Genomic DNA, 23,936 nt, shown 5'->3' on the forward strand with positions numbered 1-23,936 from the left:
TATAAACAGGCTTTTTAAAATAGTGATTAGTACACAGCTGAAAGTAGCACTGATTGGTCCAAAAGAAAAAGTGATAGAATAGGATTCTTGAAAATAATAAAAGCGTTACCAATAGTTACACTCCATATCCGTTTTTTATCTAACCCTTTTATTAAATTCTAGATTTTACGTACCTTGAAAATTCGGATCTGCACACGGCTGGTTATGAGCCGGATGCTGTTTCAGTGTAGATTAATTGAGCACCTCTGTGATTCAACGAATCAATTTGAAAATCTAAATTTCGTTCAAAAGTTGAAACTCGAGCATAACTAAATAGTTTCTCATGCTAAGAAAACCTCCCTAAACTTATGATAACTAAAGTATATAGGGAAGTAGAATTAGGGACAAGAAAAGTAACGTGATAGACCAAATAATGATCTAAATTTTTATGAAACATTTATAAAGAATACTAACCGTACAAAACTGGCAGAACCCTGCTGTTACATCATAATAAAAAAGAATAGCAGTGATCTGGAATGAATCAATTATAGTGTTAATTTATTGAATTTTGTGTGATTAGATTTTTGGTAATCGCTCACTTTTTACATCCAATCTTCCATGAACGGAAGAGTCCCAACTAATTCATGAATAAATCGGGCAGGATTCTCTTTTTATGTGAGTATAGGAAATAGATATATCCAAAGTAAGTTGAGTAATGTTATAAGTAGTTATGTGTTTTGATCCTTTCGAGGATTAAAGTGTGAGTATAGGCAGTCCACCTATACTCTTTTATTTTACTGGCATTTTTTACTAAGGAAATTAATCGAAAAAAACTTTCTATAATTAAAAATAAACTAAATCAATGAATGTGAGTACTTCTTCCACTAGCTGTTTTGATATAATTGTGAAGAACAAGTGGATAAACTTAGAGATAAATTAACTAAGGAGAACGAAGTAAATGAAAAATAAACTAACGACTTATCTGAGCATATTTTTGATGATGACTTCCTTTTTAGCAGCACCGTTAACGGTGTTGGCAGAGACAAATGATAGTAGTGGTACACAAGCAACACAGTCAGAAAGTATGCAGCCAGCAGAAGCAGCTAAAAGTACGGGAATCACAAAAGAAAAGGCTGATCAACAAGAAAATCCTCTGAAAAAAAGTGAGGAAGTAACGACTAGTAAATCTGATACTTTGAAAAATACCCAAACAGATCAAAAACAAGCATCAGCAACTACTCAATCAACGAACCAACAGACACGAGCGCCAAACCAGACGAAAAGTATACAAGAGCCTGAGGTAAACGCAGAGGAAAATAGTTTGAGTATAACATCATCTTTGAGCTACCCCTCTGGTCAAGATTACGTAGTAGCTACTTCAGATTGGTTGACAGTTGCGATGGATTTAACTTTACCAGCTATGAAAATGGGAGATACAGTAAAGCTCACCGTGGCCAATTCAGATTGGGCATATTCTGACCAGCCGTTTGTTGTTGGCGATTATACAATAATACCTGATAGTAAAAAAGATGGCACTTTTATCATAAAAGCAAACACAGATACCTTAGCGGAGAACATAAAGCTAGATATTAACATTAGATACAAAGAAAATCTCTCTTCTTCTAAAGTAACACAAGAACTACCCATATCTATTCAATATCAAAATCAAGTTAGCAGTGATAACAAATATGTTGAAATTCATCGATTTAAAGATACTATACCCAAAAATGAATTCATCAAAAAAGTAGCGTATGGGATAAATGAAGACGGGAATGCTTTATGGGGATTATATTTTAACTACAATAATTTCAATTTAAGAGGTAATGATACGGTTCCCTTTATCTTTAAAGATATTTCTGACAAAGGACAAAAAATCATTCCGGAATCAATTTTGGCATATGATGTTTCTAAACCTACACTAGAAGTTGATGGGTCTATGGAAAGAAATCCAGACCATGATGAATATAATTATATGGTATCAAAATATTTAATAGATCATGTGAACGATGGAATTCTTGATATTCAGTCGAATTCGTCCAATCCATTGGGATTAGATGATATAACAAAATCTTTTTATATATTTTTTGAAACTAAGCCGGAAAAACAACCAGAAGTGGGAGAAGTGCTTTCGAACAAGGTCAATGTTCAAATAGCAGGGGAAAATGGAGAGACTCAAAAAGATGAGAGCGAAGCTTCTGTCACGATTCCTCCTATTAATAATGGTGAACAGTTTATTAAGATATCGGGCACTAAGACTTGGGCAGACAATGATAACCAAGATGGCAAACGTCCGGATAAGATCACTGTAAATTTATTAGCCGATGGACAACAAATTGCTACCAAAGATGTGACTCAAGCGGATGGTTGGGCGTACGAATTTAAAAATTTACCAAAATTCAAGAACGGCAAAGAGATCGGCTATACAGTCACTGAAAATCAAGTAGCGGATTATAATACAGACATTAAAGGCTTCGACATCACCAACAGTTACACCCCAGGTAAAACTAGTATTTCTGTTACCAAGCAATGGGAAGATGCCAATAATCAAGACGGCAAACGTCCAAATAGTATTCAGGTTCAATTAAAAGCAAATGGCGAAAGTCAAGGACATCCTGTTACATTAAATGCAGCGAATAATTGGACCACGACTTGGAATGATTTGCCGCAAAAAGCCAAAGGACAAGACATTGTCTATACAGTAGAGGAAAGTGCCGTTCCAGGCTACATTACAACAGTGGATGCCTCGGATAAAGGCAATGTGAAGATTGTCAATATCCATACACCAGAATCAACCGAAGTGAAGGGAACAAAAACGTGGGCAGACAATGACAACCAAGATGGCAAGCGTCCGGACAAGATTACCGTCAACTTGTTAGCGGACGGGCAACAAGTAGCTGAAAAAGAAATTACCGAAGCTGACGGATGGCAGTACAACTTTTCCAACTTACCGAAATTCAAAAACGGAAAAGAAATTGTATATACTTTGACTGAAAATGCAGTAGAAAATTATACAGTAAGTATGGATGGGTACAACATTACCAATACGTATTCACCAGGAGAAGTTAGCGGAACAGTGACCAAGCATTGGGAGGATAGCAACGATCAAGCTAGGGTTCGTCCAGAAAGTATAAAAATCCAACTTTATGCTAATGGGAAGGAACAAGGTAAGCCAGTGGAAGTCAAAGCCAAAGACAACTGGACATATACTTGGACACATTTAAAAATCACTGATAAAACTGGAAAAGTGATTCAGTACAGTTTGAAAGAAATTGGTGTTCCAACTGGTTACACAGCAGCAATCACTGGGGAAAATACAGGAAACTTGCTAATTACTAACACATATACACCAGTAAATTCTACCAAACCAAACCAACCAACAAAACCAGAAAATTCAACTATACAAAAGTTCGAAAAATGGTTGCCAAAAACAGGGGAAGAAAAAGCAGCCTGGTTAACTATAATTGGCGCGTTCTTAGTTTGCAGTGTCGTTGGGTATCTTTATTTTAGAAAAAAAGCCAAATAATATGGAATAAAAAACGAACGTTTATTATCTAAAAGATATTAACCGTTCTTTTTTTTAGTCCTTTTCTTTCTTGTCTTGTACGGTTGTATGAAGAATCCCGAAATGTTTAAAAAATCGCTCGATAGAATATATGCTTTGGTTTAGGATAGGCTGTTGATATACTTTTAAGTTTGGAATAGTCCAAAACAAAAATGCAGGGGCGGACGGTTCATCACTGAAGAATCCCACCTTAATTCCTAAGGAGTGGGAATTCACTGAGTGAAAAATAAGCTAAAGACCTTTAAAACTTGCAATTATTATCATTTTACAATATTTTATTTAAATTATATATTTTTTTATATGTCAGACTTTGATAGATGTACTCTTTTTTTATAACACAGGAAAGATTTTAATATCTGAGCTATAGGGACAGTCTTTACAGTTATTAGAGTAGTATATTTATTTGTTAAAATTGTCAAGAAGTCATTTACATGTGTCCCTGTCTTTTTTTCTTCGTTGAAAATAGGAAGAAAATAATTTTTTTGTTGAAAATAAAGAGAAAATAACTTATGATAACAAAACAGAAAAAATTATTTGCGTAGTATAACGAAAAGGGGAGGAATACGGTTGGATTTTTTAGCAGCGCTGTTTGAAAATGATTTGCATTCTCTAGATTTGATGAAAATTCCGATCTTATTAGGATTGTTGATTGTTGGAATTTCTGTTTTTTCGCTGAAAGGGATTGGGCAAATTGAAAAAAATAAAAGGGAAAAAAGAAATAAAGAAAAACGGTAGTCTGTATATATGGATACTGATTGTTTGGGGAACCTTGAGCGCCTTCGGTTTAGTTGCCTTCATTAATACAATTCTGCAGAATAGAGCAATGCATGTATCTGTATGGACAATTATACTTTTAATTGTAAATACTATTTTCATTCTATATTTTTGGTTGAATGGAACCAAAGATATCGTTTACATTTTCTTTTATCAGTTTAAGTATAAAAAAATGCAAAGGCAAGAACTAAAGGTGTTGGAAACAGAGTTGCTACCCAAATACAAGGATGCGCGTGTTTTGTTGCTTTACTGCACTTGTAATGATTTTATAGAAGAAAGCTTATTCGCTTCTATGAATCAGAAATATTCAAATTATAAAACAGTTATTCTGGATGATTCCAGTGAAAATCAGTACAAAGAACGAATTGATAATTTTGCTCAACTTCATTCAATTGAAGTGATAAGAAGAGAAAATCGTAAGGGGTATAAGGCGGGTAACTTGAATAATTATCTAGTCGGTCGTGAGGATTATGATTTTTTTGTTATTTTAGACAGTGATGAAATTATTCCAGAACATTTTATTGCTAAGGCCTTACAATACTTTTCCTATTATCCAGAAGTAGGACTGTTACAGGCAAATCATATATCGACTAGAAACAGAACGAAATTCATGGAACGTTTTTCTGTAGGAGTGGATGCACATTGGCCAACCTATCAAGCAATGAAAGAAAGATATGGGTTTATGTCATTTTTAGGACATGGAGCAATGATTTCTAAAGAATGCTTTGAATCAGTGGAACGGTTTCCGCATCTTGTTGCAGAAGATTTGTGTTTTTCCATAGAAGCTAAAATTAAAGGATATTTTACAGCGTTCTCTACTTTTATTGTATGTGAGGAAGAATATCCAGTAGATTACTTTGCCTTTAAAAAGAGGCACCTGAAATGGACAGGGGGAAATTTAGAATTTATAAGCAACTATGCAAAAAAATTATTTTACAGCAAAAATTTACGCTGGTTTGAAAAATTGGATGTGGTTCTATTCACGTTTAGTTTGCCAATGTCTACAGTATTCTTTCTATTTTTGATTATCAATTTAATCCTGCTGCCGTTATTGGGTGTGAGTGCAGGATATCCGTTATGGCTAATGACACCGACAATCATATTCTTGTACGCGCCCACAATTAATGACATGGTCTATTTATTAGGACGTTATCCGTTCTTTAAAAGTATTGGATACTTATTTTCTGCATTCCTTCTATATGGTTCACTATATTGGATCAGTTTTTATGGAGCAACAAAAGCATGGATTGGGATTAAACCAAAATTCATTGTAACGCCGAAAGAAAATCGACAGTATTCATTAGTAGAAATAATAAATGGCAATATTCAAGAAATTCTATTTTCTCTTGGATTGATGGTTTTGTCTGTTTGGTTTACGAAAAGTCTATTGCCAGTTATTCTAATTGTTCTCCCAAGCCTATCTGGAATTTATCTAACTTCTTTGTGTAAAGAAAAGAGGTTAGATAAAAATACAGGTGATAAAAAAGAGGAAAATAGATCAATGAATACTGAAGAATTTGAAGAAGGAATTGGTTAATCGTTAGAATGATAGTTGCAGATCGTTAAGTGTACAGAAAAAGAGGATTTATTGATAAGTTTATGGGTATAAAACCAGTGAAATTTCAAAGTTACAGTCCAAAGAAAGTGTACAAACACATAATTTTTGTACACTTTCTTTGTATGTCTTGAAAAGCACTTGCTATCATCGAGTGGCGACTAAACATATCTTTAACTTAATTGGTAGAGCATACGACTCATAACCGTTGGGTCACAGGTTTTGATAGTGCAAGGTACATGAAATCCAGAATCTAACAAAAGTGTTAGATACATAAATGAGTAAAGTCACATATTTTTGCTATGCTTACATAAGATGCGAGATATCTGAAAAAATATTGGAATAATAGTTATAGAAGTAATAGCTGTAGGTCATTTTGGATATAAGTATTACTCAGAAACGTATAAGACTGAAGTTGCTTACGCTATCATTCCAAATGAAGTATCAGAGAAAGAACTCGCAGCAGATGCTGATAGGAAATAACTATTCCTATAATTACAAGTTTGGATTCGTAAAGAAAAATGGCAATGTTCAGGAAGTCGAGTATGACTTGTCAAAGCTTAGATTAGTAAGAAAAGGATAGTTTTTGATTCAAAGAAAGTATTTCTGAAATGACAAAATCTTTATTTGTAAAGTTAAACTGGTCCAGTTGATAAGAATTGAGGTGATAGGATGAGCACATTTGGAATCATTGGAATGGTCACTTTTTTAATCGGAATGGCTATTTTTTTATTCGGTAAACAATTTATTCTTTTGAGGGCTTTTTTTGGTGATAGAAGCATGTTTTACCAATTATTTTGGGGAACTATTATTGCTATAATCGGATTAGCGATAATGTACTTCGCCGGTGTATTTCATTAACAATTACCAAATAGATCATATGGAAAATTAATTTCATAAAAAAGACAGTTTAAACTACCTATCTTTAGCTAGCACAAGTTTTCTCCCGTTAACTGCAGCAAGTGGTTAGCTCGTTTTTTAAACAAGCTATCCATGCGGTTAAATTATAGACTTGGATTTTCAATTTAAGTGCAACACATAAAAAATAACTCATAAGGAATATTCGACTAAAATAGGTTTGTCTAAAAACACTACCAGGGAGAATTCAATTATAAATTCTTATCACAAACCACAGATTGCTGTTTCATCGTCGTACACTTCCTGCTTCGAAAGCTACTAACATGTATTTCTTTACAAAGTATGCTGTAATTTACTTGCGAATATGGAAGATTTCGGATGCTAGAAACGCGAAAGCCTTACTCGGTCCTGAGTAAGGCTTTTTCTCTCACTGGATACAACGTACAATTTGCGAGTTATAGTGAAGCTGTTTTTTCAGTTGTCGACCCAAGTATCTAACTGGTGAACGACTAGTGTGTTGCTAGAATTACGAAACCCACGACACAATGAAAATCATGCGAACCGAAGTGAAGGTAATAGCTGTAGCTGAATATGGCAAAATTTTTTTTAAACAGGTGAAGTTGACGAGAGTGCGCCAGAGTATATTAAAGAAGCAAAACAAAAAATTGATTATTATCAGCTAGATAAGGAGGAAAAAGCAATGATCATGAGAATTGATAAGGCCAAGGCAATAAAGAATGTCGAATTAGCTACAGCTCGTGAGGAAGGGCTGGATCAAGGAATAGACATCGGAAAACTAGAAGTTGCAGTAAATCTCTTAAAAATGGGTATGGCGTCAGAACAAGTTGCTCAAGTGACCAGATTGAGTCTGAAAAAGATCAACGAGTTGAAGAAAGAACAGGGCTAAGGATCGATCGTAATTGTTGGTAACACAATTTTAATGCGTTGATTTGCCAAGGGAAAGGCATTGAAGAAAAATGCATTCTACCAGTTACGAATTTTGTTTTACAAGAAAATACCTTTGCTGAAGTTTTACAGTTTTAGTTACAGGAATTAATGGAATGACTTTTTTCAGTAAGTCATTCCTTTTCATTTTGCAGCAATTACGAGATGTTTGTTCAGTAGTTTGGAAAAGTACGTACAAGCTTCTGAAAGAAGTAGTTTGATGATAAATTAGGTACTTTGATACTTAAACCACGAAATAGTGTGTGGAAAATTTGTGTTTTCCGCAAGCCGTTGGTAGTCAATGCTTTGTTTTCTCCCCGCATGGAAGAACGAGTCACTAGAAAATTTACTTTTTAGTAAAGGAAAGAAGCTATTCAATAAATGGTGCGCACCCCGTCAATAGGACAGTGAAATAGTATAAAAATTTTGTGGACTGCTCATCAAAAATAGATGAGTAGTTTTTTTTTGAATATACCTTGGTGATTTATGCAGCTTTGTAGTAATTGTTGTGAAATTCCATCGGCGTCATTACTTGTAATTTTCGTTGGTAACGTCCAGTATTGTAGTACTTCATGTAGTCAGTAATCATTGTGACGAGTTCTTCGCGACTGGTAAACTTTCGTCCATAATAGTTTTCTCGCTTAAGCATTCCCCAGAAACCTTCCATAGGCCCATTATCAGTACATTTCCCTACACGAGACATACTCTGAATCATATCGGCTTTTACGATGCGGCGGAAGAAGTTCACATGGGTATATTGAAACCCTTGATCACTGTGGAAAATTGGATGAGCCTCTGGCTCCAATTCGACTGCTTGATCAAACGTATCAAAGACCAAGTCCAAATCATTGGTGTCACTCAGTACATACGTGACAATGCGGTGATCGTAAAGATCTAGAATCGCACTCAAATAGAGTTTTTTGACTATTGGTCCAATAAAATACTTGAATTCTGAAACATCTGTCACCCACTTCTGATTCGGCGCCTCTGCATGAAATTGGCCACGCAAAACGTTCTTTGCTTTGTAGTACGGAGCATAAGCACGCCTTGTAATACAATTTGCTGGATGTTTTATCCTCGATTGGATTTGTTCATGACGACAGATGCGTAAGACTCGTTTATCGTTAACATTTATCTTATAGGTCCGCTTCAATTCATCTTTAATTCGACGATACCCCATATCTGGATGCTTCTCATGAATTGTTCGAATGTCTTTTGTGATTTGACGATTGATTTGTTCACGTACACTCTCTGGATGTTTCAACCAGCGATAATAGGCAGAGCGTGTTATCCGCAAGAGTTCGCACAAGGGTTTTATCGGGTAGTCCATTTCTTCGTGCAAGAATTTGATTGCTTGGTAAGCAGCCACGTTTCGAAATTACCCTAACGATTCCTCCTCTCCAATTCCCTCACTTTTTTTAACAGGTCATTTTCCATTCTCAATTGTCTAATCTCACTCTTCAATTTGGCTAGCTCAATTGCTTGTTCTTCTTCTGGTGTTCGGCCGACTTGTTTCGCTTTGCGTCGGCCTCGCCGATCTTGAAGCCCGTCATAGCCTCGCTGTTCATACTTCTTCACCCAGTTATAGACGTTCTGATAGGACACTTGATACTTGATTGCCATCGCTCCATAATCCTTATTATTGGCTAGACACTCTAATACAATCTTCAGACGTTCCTCTTGACTGGTCTCACGGGTTTGACTCATTCTACTTCCACCACTTTCTGATTTGAAGTCTTTATGAGTATTATAAACCTTGATCCAGTCCTGTAGTTGCCTCTTGCTTCTTAATCCATACTTTTTGGCGATATAAACTTGGCTGCCTCCACCAGTAAAGTAATCTTGAACGGCTATCAGCTTCAAATCCTTCGAATAATTGTTATTCTTTCTTGAAGCAACCAAACCTGCGGCTCCTTCATTTTCATACAAATTGCACCATCGTTTGATTGTTTCTGTGGAAACCTGTGCTTCCTTGGTGGCTCTCTTCAAACTGATCTCATGTCTAAGATAACTCTCGACAATCTTTAGACGTTCTTCTGGACTCAGCTTCATCCTTCTTTTTCCCATAACAAATACCCCTATCTAGGATTTAATTATTTCCTTGTCCTAGATAGGGGTAGCATATCAAAAATAAATCAGCCTTTTGTTTCAGGCTGTTTTTTTGAATGCTTTTGATGGGTGCTTTGGTAGATAAGTTCTAGCGAAATGAAATATATTCTGTGACAATCGATTATGCTTTGTCCTTTTAGAAATTCCCACAGCACCTATCAAAATTAGGTGTTTTTTTTGCATGAGCATATCAAAAAGTAAATCTACGTACCAACGTGTACCAAAACCACTTGATTAACGAAATATTCATCTAGTACGGCAACGGGTTTAGGAGTGTTACTTTTTTCTAATAGTATAGAGGACTGTTCAAACAGGCGGCGTTATTTATACAGGAGAGTTTGTCTTGCCTTCAAATTGCACACTTAATTCCGGTCGAATAAGAAGGTACGTAAAACCTAATAAAATGTTCTAAAAGTTATTTCTCTTGTCAAGTATATCCTGATTTTATATATCATTTTCTCTTGAGTGGAGTAATTAGTTTATAGATTTACTTATGATATACATAATCTGTGCAAGGTATTTCGGCATAATATACATTAAAAGATTGAAATGAAGAAAACTGTATAGTAAACTTAGAGTAATCTTAGTTATATTTTATTTTTAAGGCAACATATTTTTCTTTAATTAATTTTTCCAGATATAATTATTTAATCTCAATGTTCATACTAAGTAAAGGGAAGAAGGGGATGAAACAAAAGATGAATACTTTTTTTAAAGACGAAAAAAAGATTTTTTGTTTGTTTGTTATTGTTATTCTCTTGTTTTCTACTTTGGTTCCAACACTTTCGCTCGGTCAATCACAGGAAACTACAACTCCTTCTTCTGAGCTTTTGAGTGAAAAGGTGAGCAAGTATGATGAGTTGTTATCCAGTACAGAAAGAGTGGAAGAAGCGTCCGTCGAAAGCAGTACTAACGGATCAAGTGAATCAATTTCTTTAGAGGAAAGTACAACGGAATCTTCAACCACATCGCAGGAAATCCAGACATTTCAAGGGAAAGCTATTGCAGGAGATATTCTTAGTTCAGTAGTTGTAAACGACTGGGAACTATTTAGAGATAAAAATGGCAGTCGTGAATCATTGACAGCAGAGCCTAAGAGTACTGCAGCTTCGAACCAAGCCTATACCTTTGGCTTCTCTTGGACTATTGTTGCTGAAAAGTTAGAGAGAAACCTGTTGCCTGGCGATTATTTTGTTTTGGAAATCCCTCAAGTTGAAGATTCTAATAGTGGACATTGGTATGCGCCGGGAAGTGCTTGGAGTACAATCACGATTGATACTGAAGAAGGGCCAAAACCAGTTTATCGCTATCGAATTGAACATTCTACAGAAAAGGATAAACAGGTTGTTCGTGTCGAATTTTTAGACGGAGTAGACCAACTTCACATTAATACCTTGGATACTGAACTAGAGTTTCCAGGATTCATGAACTATGTGATGAAGGAAGGAACACAACAAGTAACCTTTGGACAGGATAAAGATGGGAATGCACTAGCAAAAGCAATAACCTTTGAGAAAACACCATTGAATGCTGCGAATGGATTCTCCTACAAGTTTGGAGGAGCAGCTTCCAACAATACGATTCAGTGGGGAATCCAATTTAATGGTGCTGCGAATGTTGAATTGGGCGGAGATGAAGTAAATTACAGTGTAAATGGTGGTGCAGGAAGCCAGAATCAAGGTTTTTATCTAAATAAACCTGATCGAGATGTATGGAATCCTTGGGGAAGTCATTACACGGATGTTGACGCGCCCATCGGAAAAGAGGGCGGCGGTGAATTAGGTGGTTATGTAGAAGATGTATTGCCAGCCGGTGCTGAGCTGGCCGCTTTGACAATTGCTGCGTATATTCAAATACCGATTGGTTTGACACCTGAAAACTATAATCAGCAAACGGGAGTATATCCATCTTCGGTAGCTGGGTATCAATCGTTTGTTTTAGCAGATTACGGGAGTGGTCCTACATATCGCTCGGGTTCGGATACTGAAGCGATCCTTAAACCCAAGGTAGGAACGGGTTTTTCTTTGCTGACACAAGGAACTGGTGAAACGAAGGCAGCATTCAAGCAGAGAATTCAAAGTACACCTTATCAATACGGTGTTTATAAAGAAGCTTCTGGAGTATCAACCGTCATGATGCACTACGGTTCACTGAAGAAAGCAGATAATCAGCAGCAAAAACTTAGCGAATTAACAACCAGTCCATATACAGGCAGGACAATTACGAATCCGATTTCGAATCAATCGGTGAACATTACTGAATTTGCTGCTCAAGCAGCTGACTTCTCAATTAAGCTCGGGTACTACGCTGAAGAGGATCGTGAATTATTAGAAAATTATTACTCCATTACGTATGGTGATTCAAATGTCATCAAAGGAGCAAGTGCATCATACAATATTTCTCTAGCTATTCGTTATCCACCAGATACCCCATCTGGTGAAATAGAAAACACTTCGGAAATTTATACGCATAGTGCGTTAACCTTGAATCGACCCACTCCAGAAGCGATGCCGAAAAGGAATACCGGTAAGGCTGATTTACAAAATCCTTACGGCAGTATCAGCTTGAATGCCAATCAAGTATTGCTGCAAAAATTTGATGTCGAGCGCGATGCAAACGACGGTTACATTCCAATTAATGGTGCAAAATTCAAATTGCAAGTCAAAAATGGCACGAAGTGGGCGGATGTCAAAAAGAGTGATGAAGTAGTTTATTTTACTACTGATGGCATCAGTTATTATGAAATAGAAAATGGCGTCACGGTAGAGAAAATAGCAAATGGATTAGTGAAGGTTGATTTTAGTGCATTAGGTTTAGCTGATGGGACGTATCGTTTTGTCGAGACCGAGGCTGCAGCTGGTTATGATGAAGAAAACTCTCCTAGCTGGAATGGAGAAGCCGTTGTATCAGATGAATTTGCAATTCCTTCAGCTACTTCCAAAGGACCGACAGTAACAGTCTGTAACAAGAAATTACCACAGGCCAAATATACTGTTAAACACTATGTACAGAAAAATGAAGTAAGTACAGCAAAAGATAATTTCAGGCTGGATAAAACAGAAGAAAAGTCAGGTTATATCGGACAGAAAATTATTGGCGAACCATTGCTGGAGTTATTAACCTCTTATAACTATAGTGAGGTTCTATCCATCGAGCATGGATTGATAGAAGGGCGCGTAACTGCAGATGGCGAATTAATAATAGAGTTGTACTATACTATCGCTGCGGAGGTACCTTTCACCTTTTATAAGCAAGGATTAAACGGTGATATGATGCCGTCTGTAGATTCAAACGGTAATCAGCTATTTGATGAAGAAGGTCGAGAAAAAAAGGTAGTTTTTGATATTTATGAGTATATTGGACCAGATCGCCCGGTAACATATCCAGACGGAACAGGACCGAAAAGCAAACCTGGTGATTGGAACAAACTCTATACTGTTACGACGGATGCATTAGGAAGAATTCGAGTTCCTGAGATTAATGATCCTGCAGAGTTAGCGAAATATTATGCCATTGTAGAGGTGGAGACCTATCCAGGGTATGTTTTGCCAGAAAATAAATTAGACCAAAATAGCGACCGAGAAGTTTATTGGGTTGTCCGATTGAGCGATGAGACTATGTTCTCCATGCCAAGTTGGGCGCATGGAACAGAAGTAGACAAGCCGGATTTTGAAAAACCTAGCAGCAATAACAACAATCAGTATATCTTGAAAAATCGTAAGCCTGAGATTTCTTTATTCAAAGTGAATGAACGTAATGAGCCTATGCCGTCGTCTGATAAACAAAAAGTTCAGTTTGATATTTATCGATGGACTGCGGGCGGGTATTTTAATGAGAGTGATCCATATTATTGGTCACCGCAATGGATGAAGCTGGACTCAAATGTGACGACCGATAATCAAGGATACTTTGCGAGCATTGGGAAGACTGGATTAAGTGGTTCTGAAAATAAAAATTTTGATTGGTATGCCATTCGTGAAACCAGTACCTACAGCGGATATCAGCTAGCAGAAGGCTATTGGTTAGTGAAAACTGGTTGGAATCCAACCACGCAGCAGTTTGAAATTTTTGACGTGAAATACAAAGTCGTCCAAGAAAATGCTGGTATTGATGCCGAAAGTCCTGGTCATAAAATCAGTGACGATAAAAAAGATCTGTACTTAACTAACAAAGTTAAGGCAACTAGTTTTTACAAGGAAGATGGGCAACAAAATCCGTTAGGTGGAGTCCATTTCTCACTCTATAAGCCAAAAGCAGGCGAGGCTGGTGAGACGGGAAGCGAAGATCCGGAAGCAGTAAATACAAAATGGGATTTGACAAATCCAATTGAAAAAATAAGCAGTGAAAGCAATTCCGATAAGGGAAAAGTTACTTTTGAAGATATTGTCCAAGGAGATTATTTATTGGTAGAAACAAAGACGCTCCCTGGTTATCAGCTGCCCTTAGGCTCTTGGATTATTACAATTAATTTTTATGGTGAGATTGAAGCGATTAAGGGGCGTGGAGACCCTTTACCGCCAGCATTCCGAGTGGAAGCGGGCAATTACTATTTGCCGAATTACTTAATTAATAGTCTGCCGAAAGCAGGTGGCTATATGAGAATGGCATTAGTGGTACTAGGTATTGTTTTATTGGGTTCTGGGATTATTCTTTCACAGAACCGAAAGAAATCTAAACGAATGAGTGAGAAGGGGAAAGAAGATGAGAAAAAAAATAAGTAAATTAATCACAATGCTATTCATTTTAGCAACAATCTTAGGTGGGGGGCTTTCGGCGCTTGCTGCACCAGGTGCAAAACCAACCAAGGGTGACTTAACGATTCATAAACACTGGGCGGAGACAGCGAACGATATACAGGGCGAGGGTACTGGTGAGAAATTGAACCCAGGAATTACCAATCCTGCTATTTCTGGAATTCAATTTGATGTGTATCAGTTAACACCAAAGGGGAATCCACTTGCACCTGCCACACCGCCATCGGATAAAGATGGTTGGACGTACACAAGAACAAATAATGAATTAACTGTGGCAAAGGGAGCAGTTGAGCATAAGTACGATTTGACTAAGAAAACTTCAGCTACTACAGGTGGCAAGACCGATACCAATGGTGAGCTAAAATACACAGATTTACCTGCTGGCTATTATTATGTAGAAGAAAACTTAGCAGCTTCAACTGGGTATCAAGTACAAGGTACTGGCAATGAAGACAAGAAAATCACCTCGGGGGCAAAGCCTTTTATTGTAGCAGTCCCAATGACGTCTGCTGACGGCACAGATTGGAATGACGATGTCCATGTCTATCCAAAAAACCAAGGTTTGAACCCCGAGAAAAAACCGGAAAAACCATCGGTAAACGTTGGTGACAAGGTGAAATGGACCATCACGGCTAATGTACCAGCAGACTTTGCAGACTATAAGCAATTTGTAGTAACCGATGAGCTGGATAAACGATTGAATTATGTTGGTACACCTGCTCATAGTGTAGTGGTAAAAGGAATTGATGCTAGTTCTAATCTTTTAGTGACACTGAATAATCTTGCTGATTATACTGTTGCTCATACTGCAGCTACCCCTGCTGATAAAGAAAAGATTGTCATTACGTTAACAACAGCTGGGATTGCTAAATTAGCTGCAGCTACTGGGATTGAGAAAATTTCCATTGACTTTGAAACGACAGTCAACGGAAATATTCTAAATGACGGCGAAAACAAAATCGAGAATAAAGCCGATATTGACTTTGAGAATGGTTCAAGTGAAACGGGAAAAATTACGACCGATCCTTCTGAAATACACACAGGGGAAATAAAGATCAACAAATCCTATTCTGGTGGCGACACATCAATTAACAAAAGTGCTCAGTTCCAATTAGCAGCTTCTGAAGTAGATGCTAAGGCAGGCAATTATTTACGGGTTGTCCTAGATGCTAATAATACAATTATTGACATTCTTGCTCCTGGCGAAACAGGATATGACACGGCTAAGAAATGGGTCGCAATTCCATCGCATGCTATTAAGAGTGAGACGTTAGGACTTGACGGAGATACTTTCTACGTTGAATCCTTTGAAGGTCTTCAAACCTACACAGAAAACGCTGGCGGAACAAAAACGTACAACAAGTATTATTTAGTGGAAACCTTAGCACCAGATAAATACAACTTGCTAGACGGACCAGTAGAGGTAACCTTTGAAAATGCCAATACTCAACATATACAAACAAAGGATATTGAAAACAAACGTGGATTCACCCTACCAAATACTGGCGGAGCAGGTACGTTGCTAATGGTGATTGGCGGAATTGTTTTGATCGGTTTAGCAGTTCTGTTAACAATGAATAAGAAAAAAGCTGCGTAATGGAGGTAAAAAAAGCCGAGAATTCTCGGCTTTTTCTCTGCATAGGAAAGGTAGGCTGGGGATGAAACGAGCCATTTTAATCATTGGATTATTAATTTCAGGGGTCGGTATCATCGCATACCCTTTCTTGGGAAATTATTTTAATCAGAAAAATGCGACCCAAGTAGCTGAAAGCTATCAAGAAGAAGTGGACCAGCTAACGCCTGAGCAAATTGCTGAAGTCTTTCAACAGGCAAAAATTTACAACGAAAATTTATTAGGTCAGCCAGCTCACGATCCTTTCATACCAGGATCAGGCATTGTGATGCCTGCCAATTATTATCAAGTATTGAGGGTTAAGGGAATAATGGCTCAGGTTGAAATTCCTAGTATTGATGTGAATTTGCCTGTTTACCACGGAACCCAGGAGGATGTCCTGCACAAAGCCGTGGGACATTTGGAAGGTTCTGCTTTACCGATTGGTGGCGAAGGGACCCATTCGGTACTGACCTCCCATACCGGCTTAACTCACGCAAAGTTGTTCACTGATTTAACTGAACTGAAAAAAAGTGATCTTTTTTATGTTCATGTATTGGATCAGACCCTGGCTTATGAGGTAGATAAGATCTCAGTCATTGAACCGGAACACACAGAACTATTAAAATCAGTAAAGGGAGAGGACTACGTGACACTATTGACCTGTACCCCTTATGGAGTCAATTCTCACCGGTTGTTGGTCCGGGGAAAACGAGTTCCTTATGATCCTAGTAAAAAGGTGAAGAAGAAAAAGTTGACTACTGAGAATCATTTGTTGTTAAAAACAGCATTGATAACCAGTGGCATCATGCTGCTATTAGTCTTACTAAATTATTGGCGAAATAAACACAAATCTAGTTAAAAATAGTTATCTTACCTGAAATTTATAATAAATAAAATACATAAGCTGCCTCCTGAATTTTAGAATATAAAATTTGGGAGGTGGCTTATATGTACGTTAAAAATTAGTTAGTAATTGAAATGATACGAATTAGTTTTCGGCTAACTGTTTGAGATGCTTTTGATATATTAAGAAATCTTTTTCAAAGAAAGAAATTTTAGCCAATCTAGATCATTTCAACGATAAAATGTAATCCTTTTTAGCTATATTACTATATAATAGAAGTATGAGGTTACAAGAGTTTTATTGAATATACGAAGAAGGTGAATACAACTATATGAAAAAATTTGCGTTAGGGAAATGTTTATTATTTATGGTTCTCACAATTAGTATTGCTGCTTTGAGTGCTTGTGGGGAGGAGAAACCGAATATCCGTAATATCTTAATAGAGAACTCGGATAAGTGGCAACTAGTTAGTGAGCAAGGTTCGGTTGAAATGATCTTTGGAGGGAATGGTATCGCGGAATTGTCCAACGACAATGGCGAAGGGCAGGCCACCTATGAAATTAATGAACGTCAGACGGAGATAGAGCTTCAATTTATGCAGGAAATTTACTCAATCAAAAGTGGAACTATGAAAAATATTCAGGTAGAGAATGACGAATTAATTCTCGCCGACTACACTGAAAAAGACAGCGAGGCAAGTGTACCGATTAGACTTGAGAAATAGCAATTTAATAAATCATACCCAAAAATGGGATACAATCAGCCATTCGTTTTATGCGTGTGGCTGTTTCTTTAAAAAGATTAGGTATATAGTAAGTGATAATATGCTAATACATACACTTATTAAAAAAAAGAGAAAAGGCCAGTCAAATTATGTATTGGATAGAAAATTTTTGCTAAAAATCAAAAGCTGTTGAAAGCTTGGTCAAAAAAATTAGTCCAAAGTCTCATAAAGTTGATTACAACAGGCATTTACTAGGGTAAACTATAAGTAGAACGATACGGGGTAGGGGTTGGTAAAAATGAATCTTGAAAACGAGAAAGCGGGAATTCTCGCAGGGTTAGAACAGCTTTACTTGAGAAATAAACAGGAAGAAGGCTATTCACAACTGATGAATTATTTAGATTCGATTTCTTCAGTATTTACTGCTAAGCGGCCGAACTCTGAGCTGCTGCCTAAACTACGAACTGTGCCAATTGCTCGACTACGTAATGGAAACGAAGTAGTGCTGCTTTCTCCTAGCCTGCCTCTATGGATAAATAAAACTGAGCAAGAGGACGAAGCGGATGCTGAAATTGTTGTATCTGGATTGACTCGCTTGATTGAAATTGAACGAGCGATTAAGGATTAAAAATAGATGCAAAGAAGCTTGCAGCAGGAAACTGCTAGCAAGTTTTTGTTATTTATAAAAAAGAGAAGCTGCAACCAGCTTCTCTTTTTAAGGCTCAATTTTCCACTTTAATCGTTACTAGCCTTTTAAAAACAGCGAGGTCTTCCGTATTTTTCACTAGAATAGCGATCGAACGGCCTTCAACATAGGCTTTCGCAGATCTTAGATTTTTTAGTACATCAATTGGCAAATTGGCTTCTTCAGCAGCTGCAACAGCTTTTTCACCAAAAACAAAAGTGGCTTGCAAATGAGCATCCTTTGGTATCAAGTAAAACATTGTACGTTTATTTGACTTTACTACATAGGTCCAACCAGCTGCTTTAGTGTAAAATTTCCATTCTCCTTGTACGATTCCACCGAATTGTTCTACAAAATGAATGGCCTCGTTCCAAAGAAGCTGTGCTTCTTTTAATACGGACAGCAACATTGTATCATCTGGTGTAGTAGCTTTATCATCAAATATACTAACGGCCATGAAAAACTGCTCCTTTCTGAATAACCTACATTTATTATATCAATTCAACATGACAAGATATGTCATGTTGAATAATTTTTAATTAAACTGTGTTAGGATTATAGAAAAAGGAAGAATTCTATGCAAATTCAACGATTATTTGCCCTGACTCATTATCTACTGGCTAATCGCTCCGCAACTGCTGCGGAATTAGCTCAGCGTTTTAATGTATCCCTTCGAACCGTATTTCGCGATATTGATATTTTGAGCAGTGCAGGAATTCCGATTTATACTTCGCAAGGAACAGGCGGTGGGATTTTCATAGATAATGATTTTGTCTTAAGCAAAGCAACTCTTACTAGTGAAGAGCAAAAAAAGATTTTACTTTCACTAAGCAGTCTGGCAGCGACTAAACAAGATGACCTATCTTTTTTATTAGAAAAGCTATCAGGCTTGTTCCAGAACCAACCATCTGATCTGATCGAGGTAGATTTTTCCCGTTGGGGACGCACAGGTGAAGACAAGGACAAATTCAATAAAATCATTTCAGCAATCAGTAGAAACCAGCTGCTTGGTTTTTCTTATATCAATATGCAAATGGCACAGAGCAATAAAATTGTGATGCCAATAAAGCTTCTTTATAAATCTCAAGCCTGGTATTTAATAGGCTATTGCCAGGAAAAGCAGACGTATCGAACCTTTAAAATTACTCGAATGTCTGAGGTGTTTGTAAAAGTAGAAACCTTTGATCGGAAGAATCTGCCAGTGAAAGAACTGGACAAAACGGAACAAATCTCTTACACAATGATCCCCCTCGTTTTAAAATGTTCAGCCGAAACTGTGCATCGCTTATATGAAGATTTTCATGAGTCACAGGTTACCATAGCAAAAGATGGAACCGGCACATTGCGAGCGGAGGTTCCTGATACACCATGGCTTTACGGATTCATTCTTTCCCTGGGGGGTGAAGCTGAAGTTCTTTCACCGTTACGTTTGAGAAACAAATTATGCCAGATGATAAAAGAACTGATGAACAGGTATAGTGAGGATTAGCTTTTTATTCAACAAAAGAATAAGGAAAAACACTTTCAAATCAACAAATGATAATGAAACAATTCCATTAGATGTTTAAATAATATACTGTAAAAAAACTGCAGGTAAGTTATAATTACTTGCAAACTGATTTCATAGTTTCATGGGAGGTAATAAGTAAGTGGCAAAGTTTTACGCAATTCGAATTGGAAGAAAACCAGGAGTATATACAACCTGGAACGATGCACAAAAGCAGGTAAAGGGCTTTCCTGGTGCAATTTTTAAATCGTTCCCGACAAAAGAAGAAGCACAGCAATTTGTGAATATGAGTTCAGAGAAAAAAACAGTAAATCCTGATGAATACCAAGCATATGTAGATGGCTCCTTTAATAAAGCTCGGCAGCAATATGGTTCTGGTGTCGTTATTTTAAAAGGTGAAAAAGTGATAGAGAAGCTTTCCTTCGGTGGAAATGATCCTAAATTTATCTCTAGTTATCAAATTGCTGGCGAAGTGTTTGCTTGTATCGAGGCAGTGAGATGGGCAAAAGCAAACCAGATTGATGAGATTACGATCTTTTACGATTACCAAGGAATTGCTTCTTGGGCTGAAAAACAATGGGCAGCTAACGCAGCCATATCAAAGGCGTATGTTGCTTTATTTGATGAAGTGTCAAAAGACTTAAAGGTGCGCTTCGTTAAGGTAAAGGGACATTCCGGCGACAAGTTTAACGATTTAGCGGATGAGTTGGCCGACAAAGGTACACGGATGGAAATAGGATAGCTTTGCTGATTCTTTATGACAGTAAAGTTTCCAACCTATAGATGGATTGCCAGTTGTGAAAAGGGCTTTAAGCTGTAAATTGCTTAAAGCCCTTTTTCTATTTGTACCAACTTTATTTTGTGAACGATAAAATCGCCTTTACTATTTTCTAATGCCAATCCGCAATTCGCTAACTCTGAACCCGAATAGACTTGCTCGGTGGCAGAGTCTTGATACAAACAGTCTTCTTTAAGAAACGGAATTTTTATTAATAGAGACAGTTCGTATACTTCATATTGATTGCGGAAAACGTAAACTATTGCTTGTTCCATTCCTTTATCAGTAAACATCCAAGCACAATAATTACTGTTGAAGGGAGAAAGTAAACGATAAAAGTTTCCTTGTGTAATTAGCTTACGTTCTTCTTTATATTCCTGTAGATGATCACGAATAATTTCCTTTTTTTTAGGAGAAAGGTCAGTAATGTTCATCTCATAGCCCATATTCGTGGAAGATGCTAGGGCCGCTCTAGTTTCAAAGGATATCGTTCGATTGGTTTGATGGTTCGGTACATCAGAGACATGTCCTGTCATAGCTGAAATTGGAAACAAATAACTAGCACCGTATTGGGTCTGTTGGCGATCTTTTCCATCGGTATTGTCACTAATCCAGGTTTGGGGAAAATAGTAGAGCATTCCAGGATCTAACCTTCCACCACCGCTAGAGCAATTTTCGAATAAAACGTTGGGATAAGTTGTCGTTAATTCATTCATAATGCGATAGAGTCCCAAAATATAGCGGTGAGAATATTCAGAAGCCTCAAAAGAATGGAGCTGGGAAAAGGGATCCGTCATGTGTCGGTTCATATCCCACTTAATGTAGCTCACATCAAGCGTATCAATTGCTTGAGACACAGTGTCAATAATAAATCGTTGAACTTCCTTATTAGTCAAATCCAGTACATATTGACTGCGCCCTAAGAGCGGTTGATAATTTGAGCTTCTCATGACCCACTCCGGATGCTGTTGAATTAAGGTTGTTTCCGGTGAGATCATTTCTGGCTCAAACCAGAGCCCAAAACCAATATTTTTTTTCTTTGCGTAGGCTACCAACGGCTGAATGCCTTTAGGGAACTTCTCATGATCAATTACCCAATCACCCAGGGAAGTTTTGCTGCTGTTTCTCTGGCTGTACCAACCGTCATCTAGTACTACGGTTTCAAACCCCAGCTCATCAGCAGCATCAATTAACTGCTTGATTAAGGTCTCATTAACATCGTAATAGGTCATTTCCCAGCTATTAATCAGCAGCGGACGTACTTGATTTTTCCAAATTGGAGGAATCAAATGATCTGTAAAAAAACGATGAAAGCTTTGCGAGCATCCATTGAAGCCTTGGTCACTATAGGAGAGCAGGGCTTGCGGACTTTGAAACGAGTCACCAGGATTTAACTGCCAGGAAAAGGTTTCGCTATTTAAGCCAATTTGCAACCGCAAATGATTGTACTGATCACGTTCCAGCAAAACCTCATGATTGCCGCTGTAAATTAGGGTCATAGCATGAACATCCCCTTTATTTTCAGTTGCTTCCTTTGATAGTGCAAGATAGGGCGGATATTGTGGGCCGCTGGCACCACGAGAGCTGCCAATTTTGAACAATCCATGTTGAATCGCACTCCGGTTTAACTGATACTCTTTTTGATGAGTCCCGTAAAAAGTTGTGACGAGTTGATCATCATAGCTAGTATCTACCGAGGCACTGAAAAGCTTAGTAAGCTTTATTGATTTTTCGCTTTGATTGTTTACTTTCGTCGAGCGAACAATCACCGGAAAGTTTTCGAAGATTGTATAGGACAAAGCAAGTTCAATTTGAGCGATTGGATCAAACAAATGAATAATGAGTGTTTGAGCTAGTTCCTCCGTGTTCCTAGCATGAGGGAGATCGTCCAATTCAATGGCTTTGTTGATAATTTCATATCTCTGATAATGAAATCGAGTAATTCTTTCGCTATTCGTATGTTCAATTTGGATAGCTGGGTTTCGAAAATCGCCTTGGTGAGCACCGGGAAGCTCAAAAGGCAAAAATTCGGGCGAAATTTCTGGTTTTTCATTATCAGGTGCAGCTGCAAACGTTCGTTTCTTTAAAATGGGACGGTTACTAAAATGATAACTGCTCAGGCGTTTTCCCCAATAGCGATGGATTAAATAAGTTTCTTCAATGACTTCCATAATGTAGCTGACTTTGCAGTTGTGTAAGCTGAAGGTGCTAGTTTGTGAACAATAATGGATCATGTTTTTCACTGAGTTTGTTGCTCCTTTCTAAATTCCGTGGGGGAATAACCAATTTCTTTTTTGAAGAATTTGGAAAAAGATAAGGCATCAGTAAAGCCGACTGAGCTGGCGATTAAACTGACGGGATCGTCACTTTCCATTAAAAGCTTTTTGGCTTTAGTAGTTTTTAGGTTGGTTAAATATTTTTTTGGCGTAACGCCCATCTCTTTTTTAAATCTTAAAGAGAGGTAATTAGGATGAACACCGATAAAGTGTGCAATATCTGAAATTTGAATGTCATCGTGATAATGTAGATCCATATACCGCATGGCCTGAAAGGCGGCAGAAGCTTCGTGAATATTGGCAGAATCATTTGGTTGAACTTCCTCCAGCAATGTTCCGACAATATTATACATAATCCCGTTAATTTTAAAGTAAGAGGAACGATTGTTGTGATTCAGAGATAGAATTTTACTGATTTCCTTCTCATAAAAAGCTGCATCCGAACAATCCAATACATAATTTTGCTTGCTGGATTGAAGTAAGGTGTGAATAAAATTACTTGATTCAATACCAGTAAATCCAATCCAGCAGTATTTCCAAGGCACCTGATTATCGGCTGTATAGGTGGAAACAACATTTGCTGGAACAACAAACAGCTGATTCTCAAAAACTTCAATCGTACGATTCTCAACCTCCAGCAGTCCTTTGCCCTCCTTTATAAAATGAATAAAGTGATAATCCCTTCTTTTGGGACCGTAGCTGTAACCAGGTTCACAATATTCAATTCCGCTGTTGTACAAAATGAAGTCTGAGATACTTTTTTTTGAAAAATCAGTAAAGCGATCCGTGTATTCTTTTAAATTAGTATCCATGCTTGCATTATACATGGGAACTCTGCTAAAAAGTTTTGGATATTAGAAATTTCCATATTTTCCTTATTTTTTTCCATATTCTAAACGGGGGAATAGATGATAAGATCTCATTAACCTAGGTGATGTAAACGCATTAATATGAAATAATAAGAGGAGGAG

Annotated in this window: 16 protein-coding genes; 11 read left to right on the forward strand and 5 right to left on the reverse strand. The window is 37.3% G+C overall.

What is annotated here, in order from left to right; translation table 11 throughout:
- Window positions 1-937: 937 nt before the first annotated feature.
- The 4 genes from IGI49_RS22015 (at window position 938) to IGI49_RS22030 (ending at window position 7,635) form a co-directional block, all read left to right on the forward strand.
- Window positions 938-3,502 carry a Cna B-type domain-containing protein gene (locus IGI49_RS22015; protein ID WP_429965465.1) on the forward strand — a complete coding sequence of 855 codons (2,565 nt, stop codon included), beginning with the start codon at window positions 938-940 and terminating at the stop codon, window positions 3,500-3,502.
- A 606-nt stretch (window positions 3,503-4,108) separates the two neighbouring features.
- Window positions 4,109-4,276 carry a hypothetical protein gene (locus tag IGI49_RS22020; protein ID WP_429965464.1) on the forward strand — a complete coding sequence of 56 codons (168 nt, stop codon included), beginning with the start codon at window positions 4,109-4,111 and terminating at the stop codon, window positions 4,274-4,276.
- Entirely contained in the window at window positions 4,233-5,852 is a 1,620-nt protein-coding gene (locus IGI49_RS22025) for a glycosyltransferase (RefSeq protein WP_429965463.1), read from the forward strand. The genes IGI49_RS22020 and IGI49_RS22025 overlap by 44 nt, the downstream gene beginning before the upstream one ends.
- A gap of 1,576 nt (window positions 5,853-7,428) precedes the next feature.
- Entirely contained in the window at window positions 7,429-7,635 is a 207-nt protein-coding gene (locus IGI49_RS22030; protein WP_429965461.1) for a hypothetical protein, read from the forward strand.
- Window positions 7,636-8,157: 522 nt separating this feature from the next.
- Here the strand turns inward: IGI49_RS22030 and IGI49_RS22035 are convergent.
- Both IGI49_RS22035 and IGI49_RS22040 read right to left on the reverse strand, forming a co-directional pair.
- Window positions 8,158-9,042, reverse strand: a complete 885-nt coding sequence (locus tag IGI49_RS22035) for an IS3 family transposase (protein ID WP_429963057.1) — start codon at window positions 9,040-9,042, stop codon at window positions 8,158-8,160.
- Window positions 9,043-9,056: 14 nt separating this feature from the next.
- Window positions 9,057-9,740, reverse strand: a complete 684-nt coding sequence (locus IGI49_RS22040) for a transposase (protein WP_429963056.1) — start codon at window positions 9,738-9,740, stop codon at window positions 9,057-9,059.
- 728 nt (window positions 9,741-10,468) lie between these two features.
- Here IGI49_RS22040 and IGI49_RS22045 point away from each other — a divergent pair.
- The 5 genes from IGI49_RS22045 to IGI49_RS22065 all read left to right on the forward strand — a co-directional run bounded on the left by IGI49_RS22045 (window position 10,469) and on the right by IGI49_RS22065 (window position 18,347).
- Window positions 10,469-14,503, forward strand: a complete 4,035-nt coding sequence (locus IGI49_RS22045) for a SpaA isopeptide-forming pilin-related protein (RefSeq protein ID WP_429965460.1) — start codon at window positions 10,469-10,471, stop codon at window positions 14,501-14,503.
- On the forward strand, window positions 14,484-16,133 hold the full coding sequence (locus tag IGI49_RS22050; protein WP_429965459.1) for a SpaH/EbpB family LPXTG-anchored major pilin: 1,650 nt from the start codon (window positions 14,484-14,486) through the stop codon (window positions 16,131-16,133). Before IGI49_RS22045 ends, IGI49_RS22050 begins: the two co-directional genes overlap by 20 nt.
- Window positions 16,134-16,194: 61 nt before the next feature.
- Entirely contained in the window at window positions 16,195-17,010 is an 816-nt protein-coding gene (locus IGI49_RS22055; RefSeq protein WP_429965458.1) for a class C sortase, read from the forward strand.
- Between the two features lie 316 nt (window positions 17,011-17,326).
- A complete protein-coding gene (locus IGI49_RS22060; protein WP_429965457.1) occupies window positions 17,327-17,719 on the forward strand; it encodes a hypothetical protein in 393 nt (130 codons plus the stop codon).
- A gap of 298 nt (window positions 17,720-18,017) precedes the next feature.
- Complete coding sequence (locus IGI49_RS22065) at window positions 18,018-18,347, forward strand: hypothetical protein (RefSeq protein WP_429965456.1); 330 nt, start codon at window positions 18,018-18,020, stop codon at window positions 18,345-18,347.
- Between the two features lie 94 nt (window positions 18,348-18,441).
- On the opposite strand, the gene IGI49_RS22070 is transcribed toward IGI49_RS22065, so the two are convergent.
- Window positions 18,442-18,861, reverse strand: a complete 420-nt coding sequence (locus tag IGI49_RS22070; protein WP_429965455.1) for a DUF3788 family protein — start codon at window positions 18,859-18,861, stop codon at window positions 18,442-18,444.
- A gap of 120 nt (window positions 18,862-18,981) precedes the next feature.
- Between IGI49_RS22070 and IGI49_RS22075 the strand changes: the two genes are divergently transcribed.
- Complete coding sequence (locus IGI49_RS22075; protein WP_429965454.1) at window positions 18,982-19,893, forward strand: helix-turn-helix transcriptional regulator; 912 nt, start codon at window positions 18,982-18,984, stop codon at window positions 19,891-19,893.
- 160 nt (window positions 19,894-20,053) lie between these two features.
- A complete protein-coding gene (locus tag IGI49_RS22080; RefSeq protein ID WP_429965453.1) occupies window positions 20,054-20,653 on the forward strand; it encodes a viroplasmin family protein in 600 nt (199 codons plus the stop codon).
- An 83-nt stretch (window positions 20,654-20,736) separates the two neighbouring features.
- Here the strand turns inward: IGI49_RS22080 and IGI49_RS22085 are convergent, their stop codons facing one another.
- Window positions 20,737-22,923 carry an alpha-galactosidase gene (locus IGI49_RS22085; protein ID WP_429966074.1) on the reverse strand — a complete coding sequence of 729 codons (2,187 nt, stop codon included), beginning with the start codon at window positions 22,921-22,923 and terminating at the stop codon, window positions 20,737-20,739.
- Between the two features lie 5 nt (window positions 22,924-22,928).
- Window positions 22,929-23,792: an AraC family transcriptional regulator gene (locus IGI49_RS22090; protein WP_429965452.1), complete on the reverse strand. Its 864-nt coding sequence runs from the start codon at window positions 23,790-23,792 to the stop codon at window positions 22,929-22,931.
- Between the last annotated feature and the right edge of the window lie 144 nt (window positions 23,793-23,936).

It is taken from the genome of Enterococcus sp. AZ071, from assembly GCF_050499065.1.
GTDB lineage: Bacteria > Bacillota > Bacilli > Lactobacillales > Enterococcaceae > Enterococcus_A > Enterococcus_A ferrettii.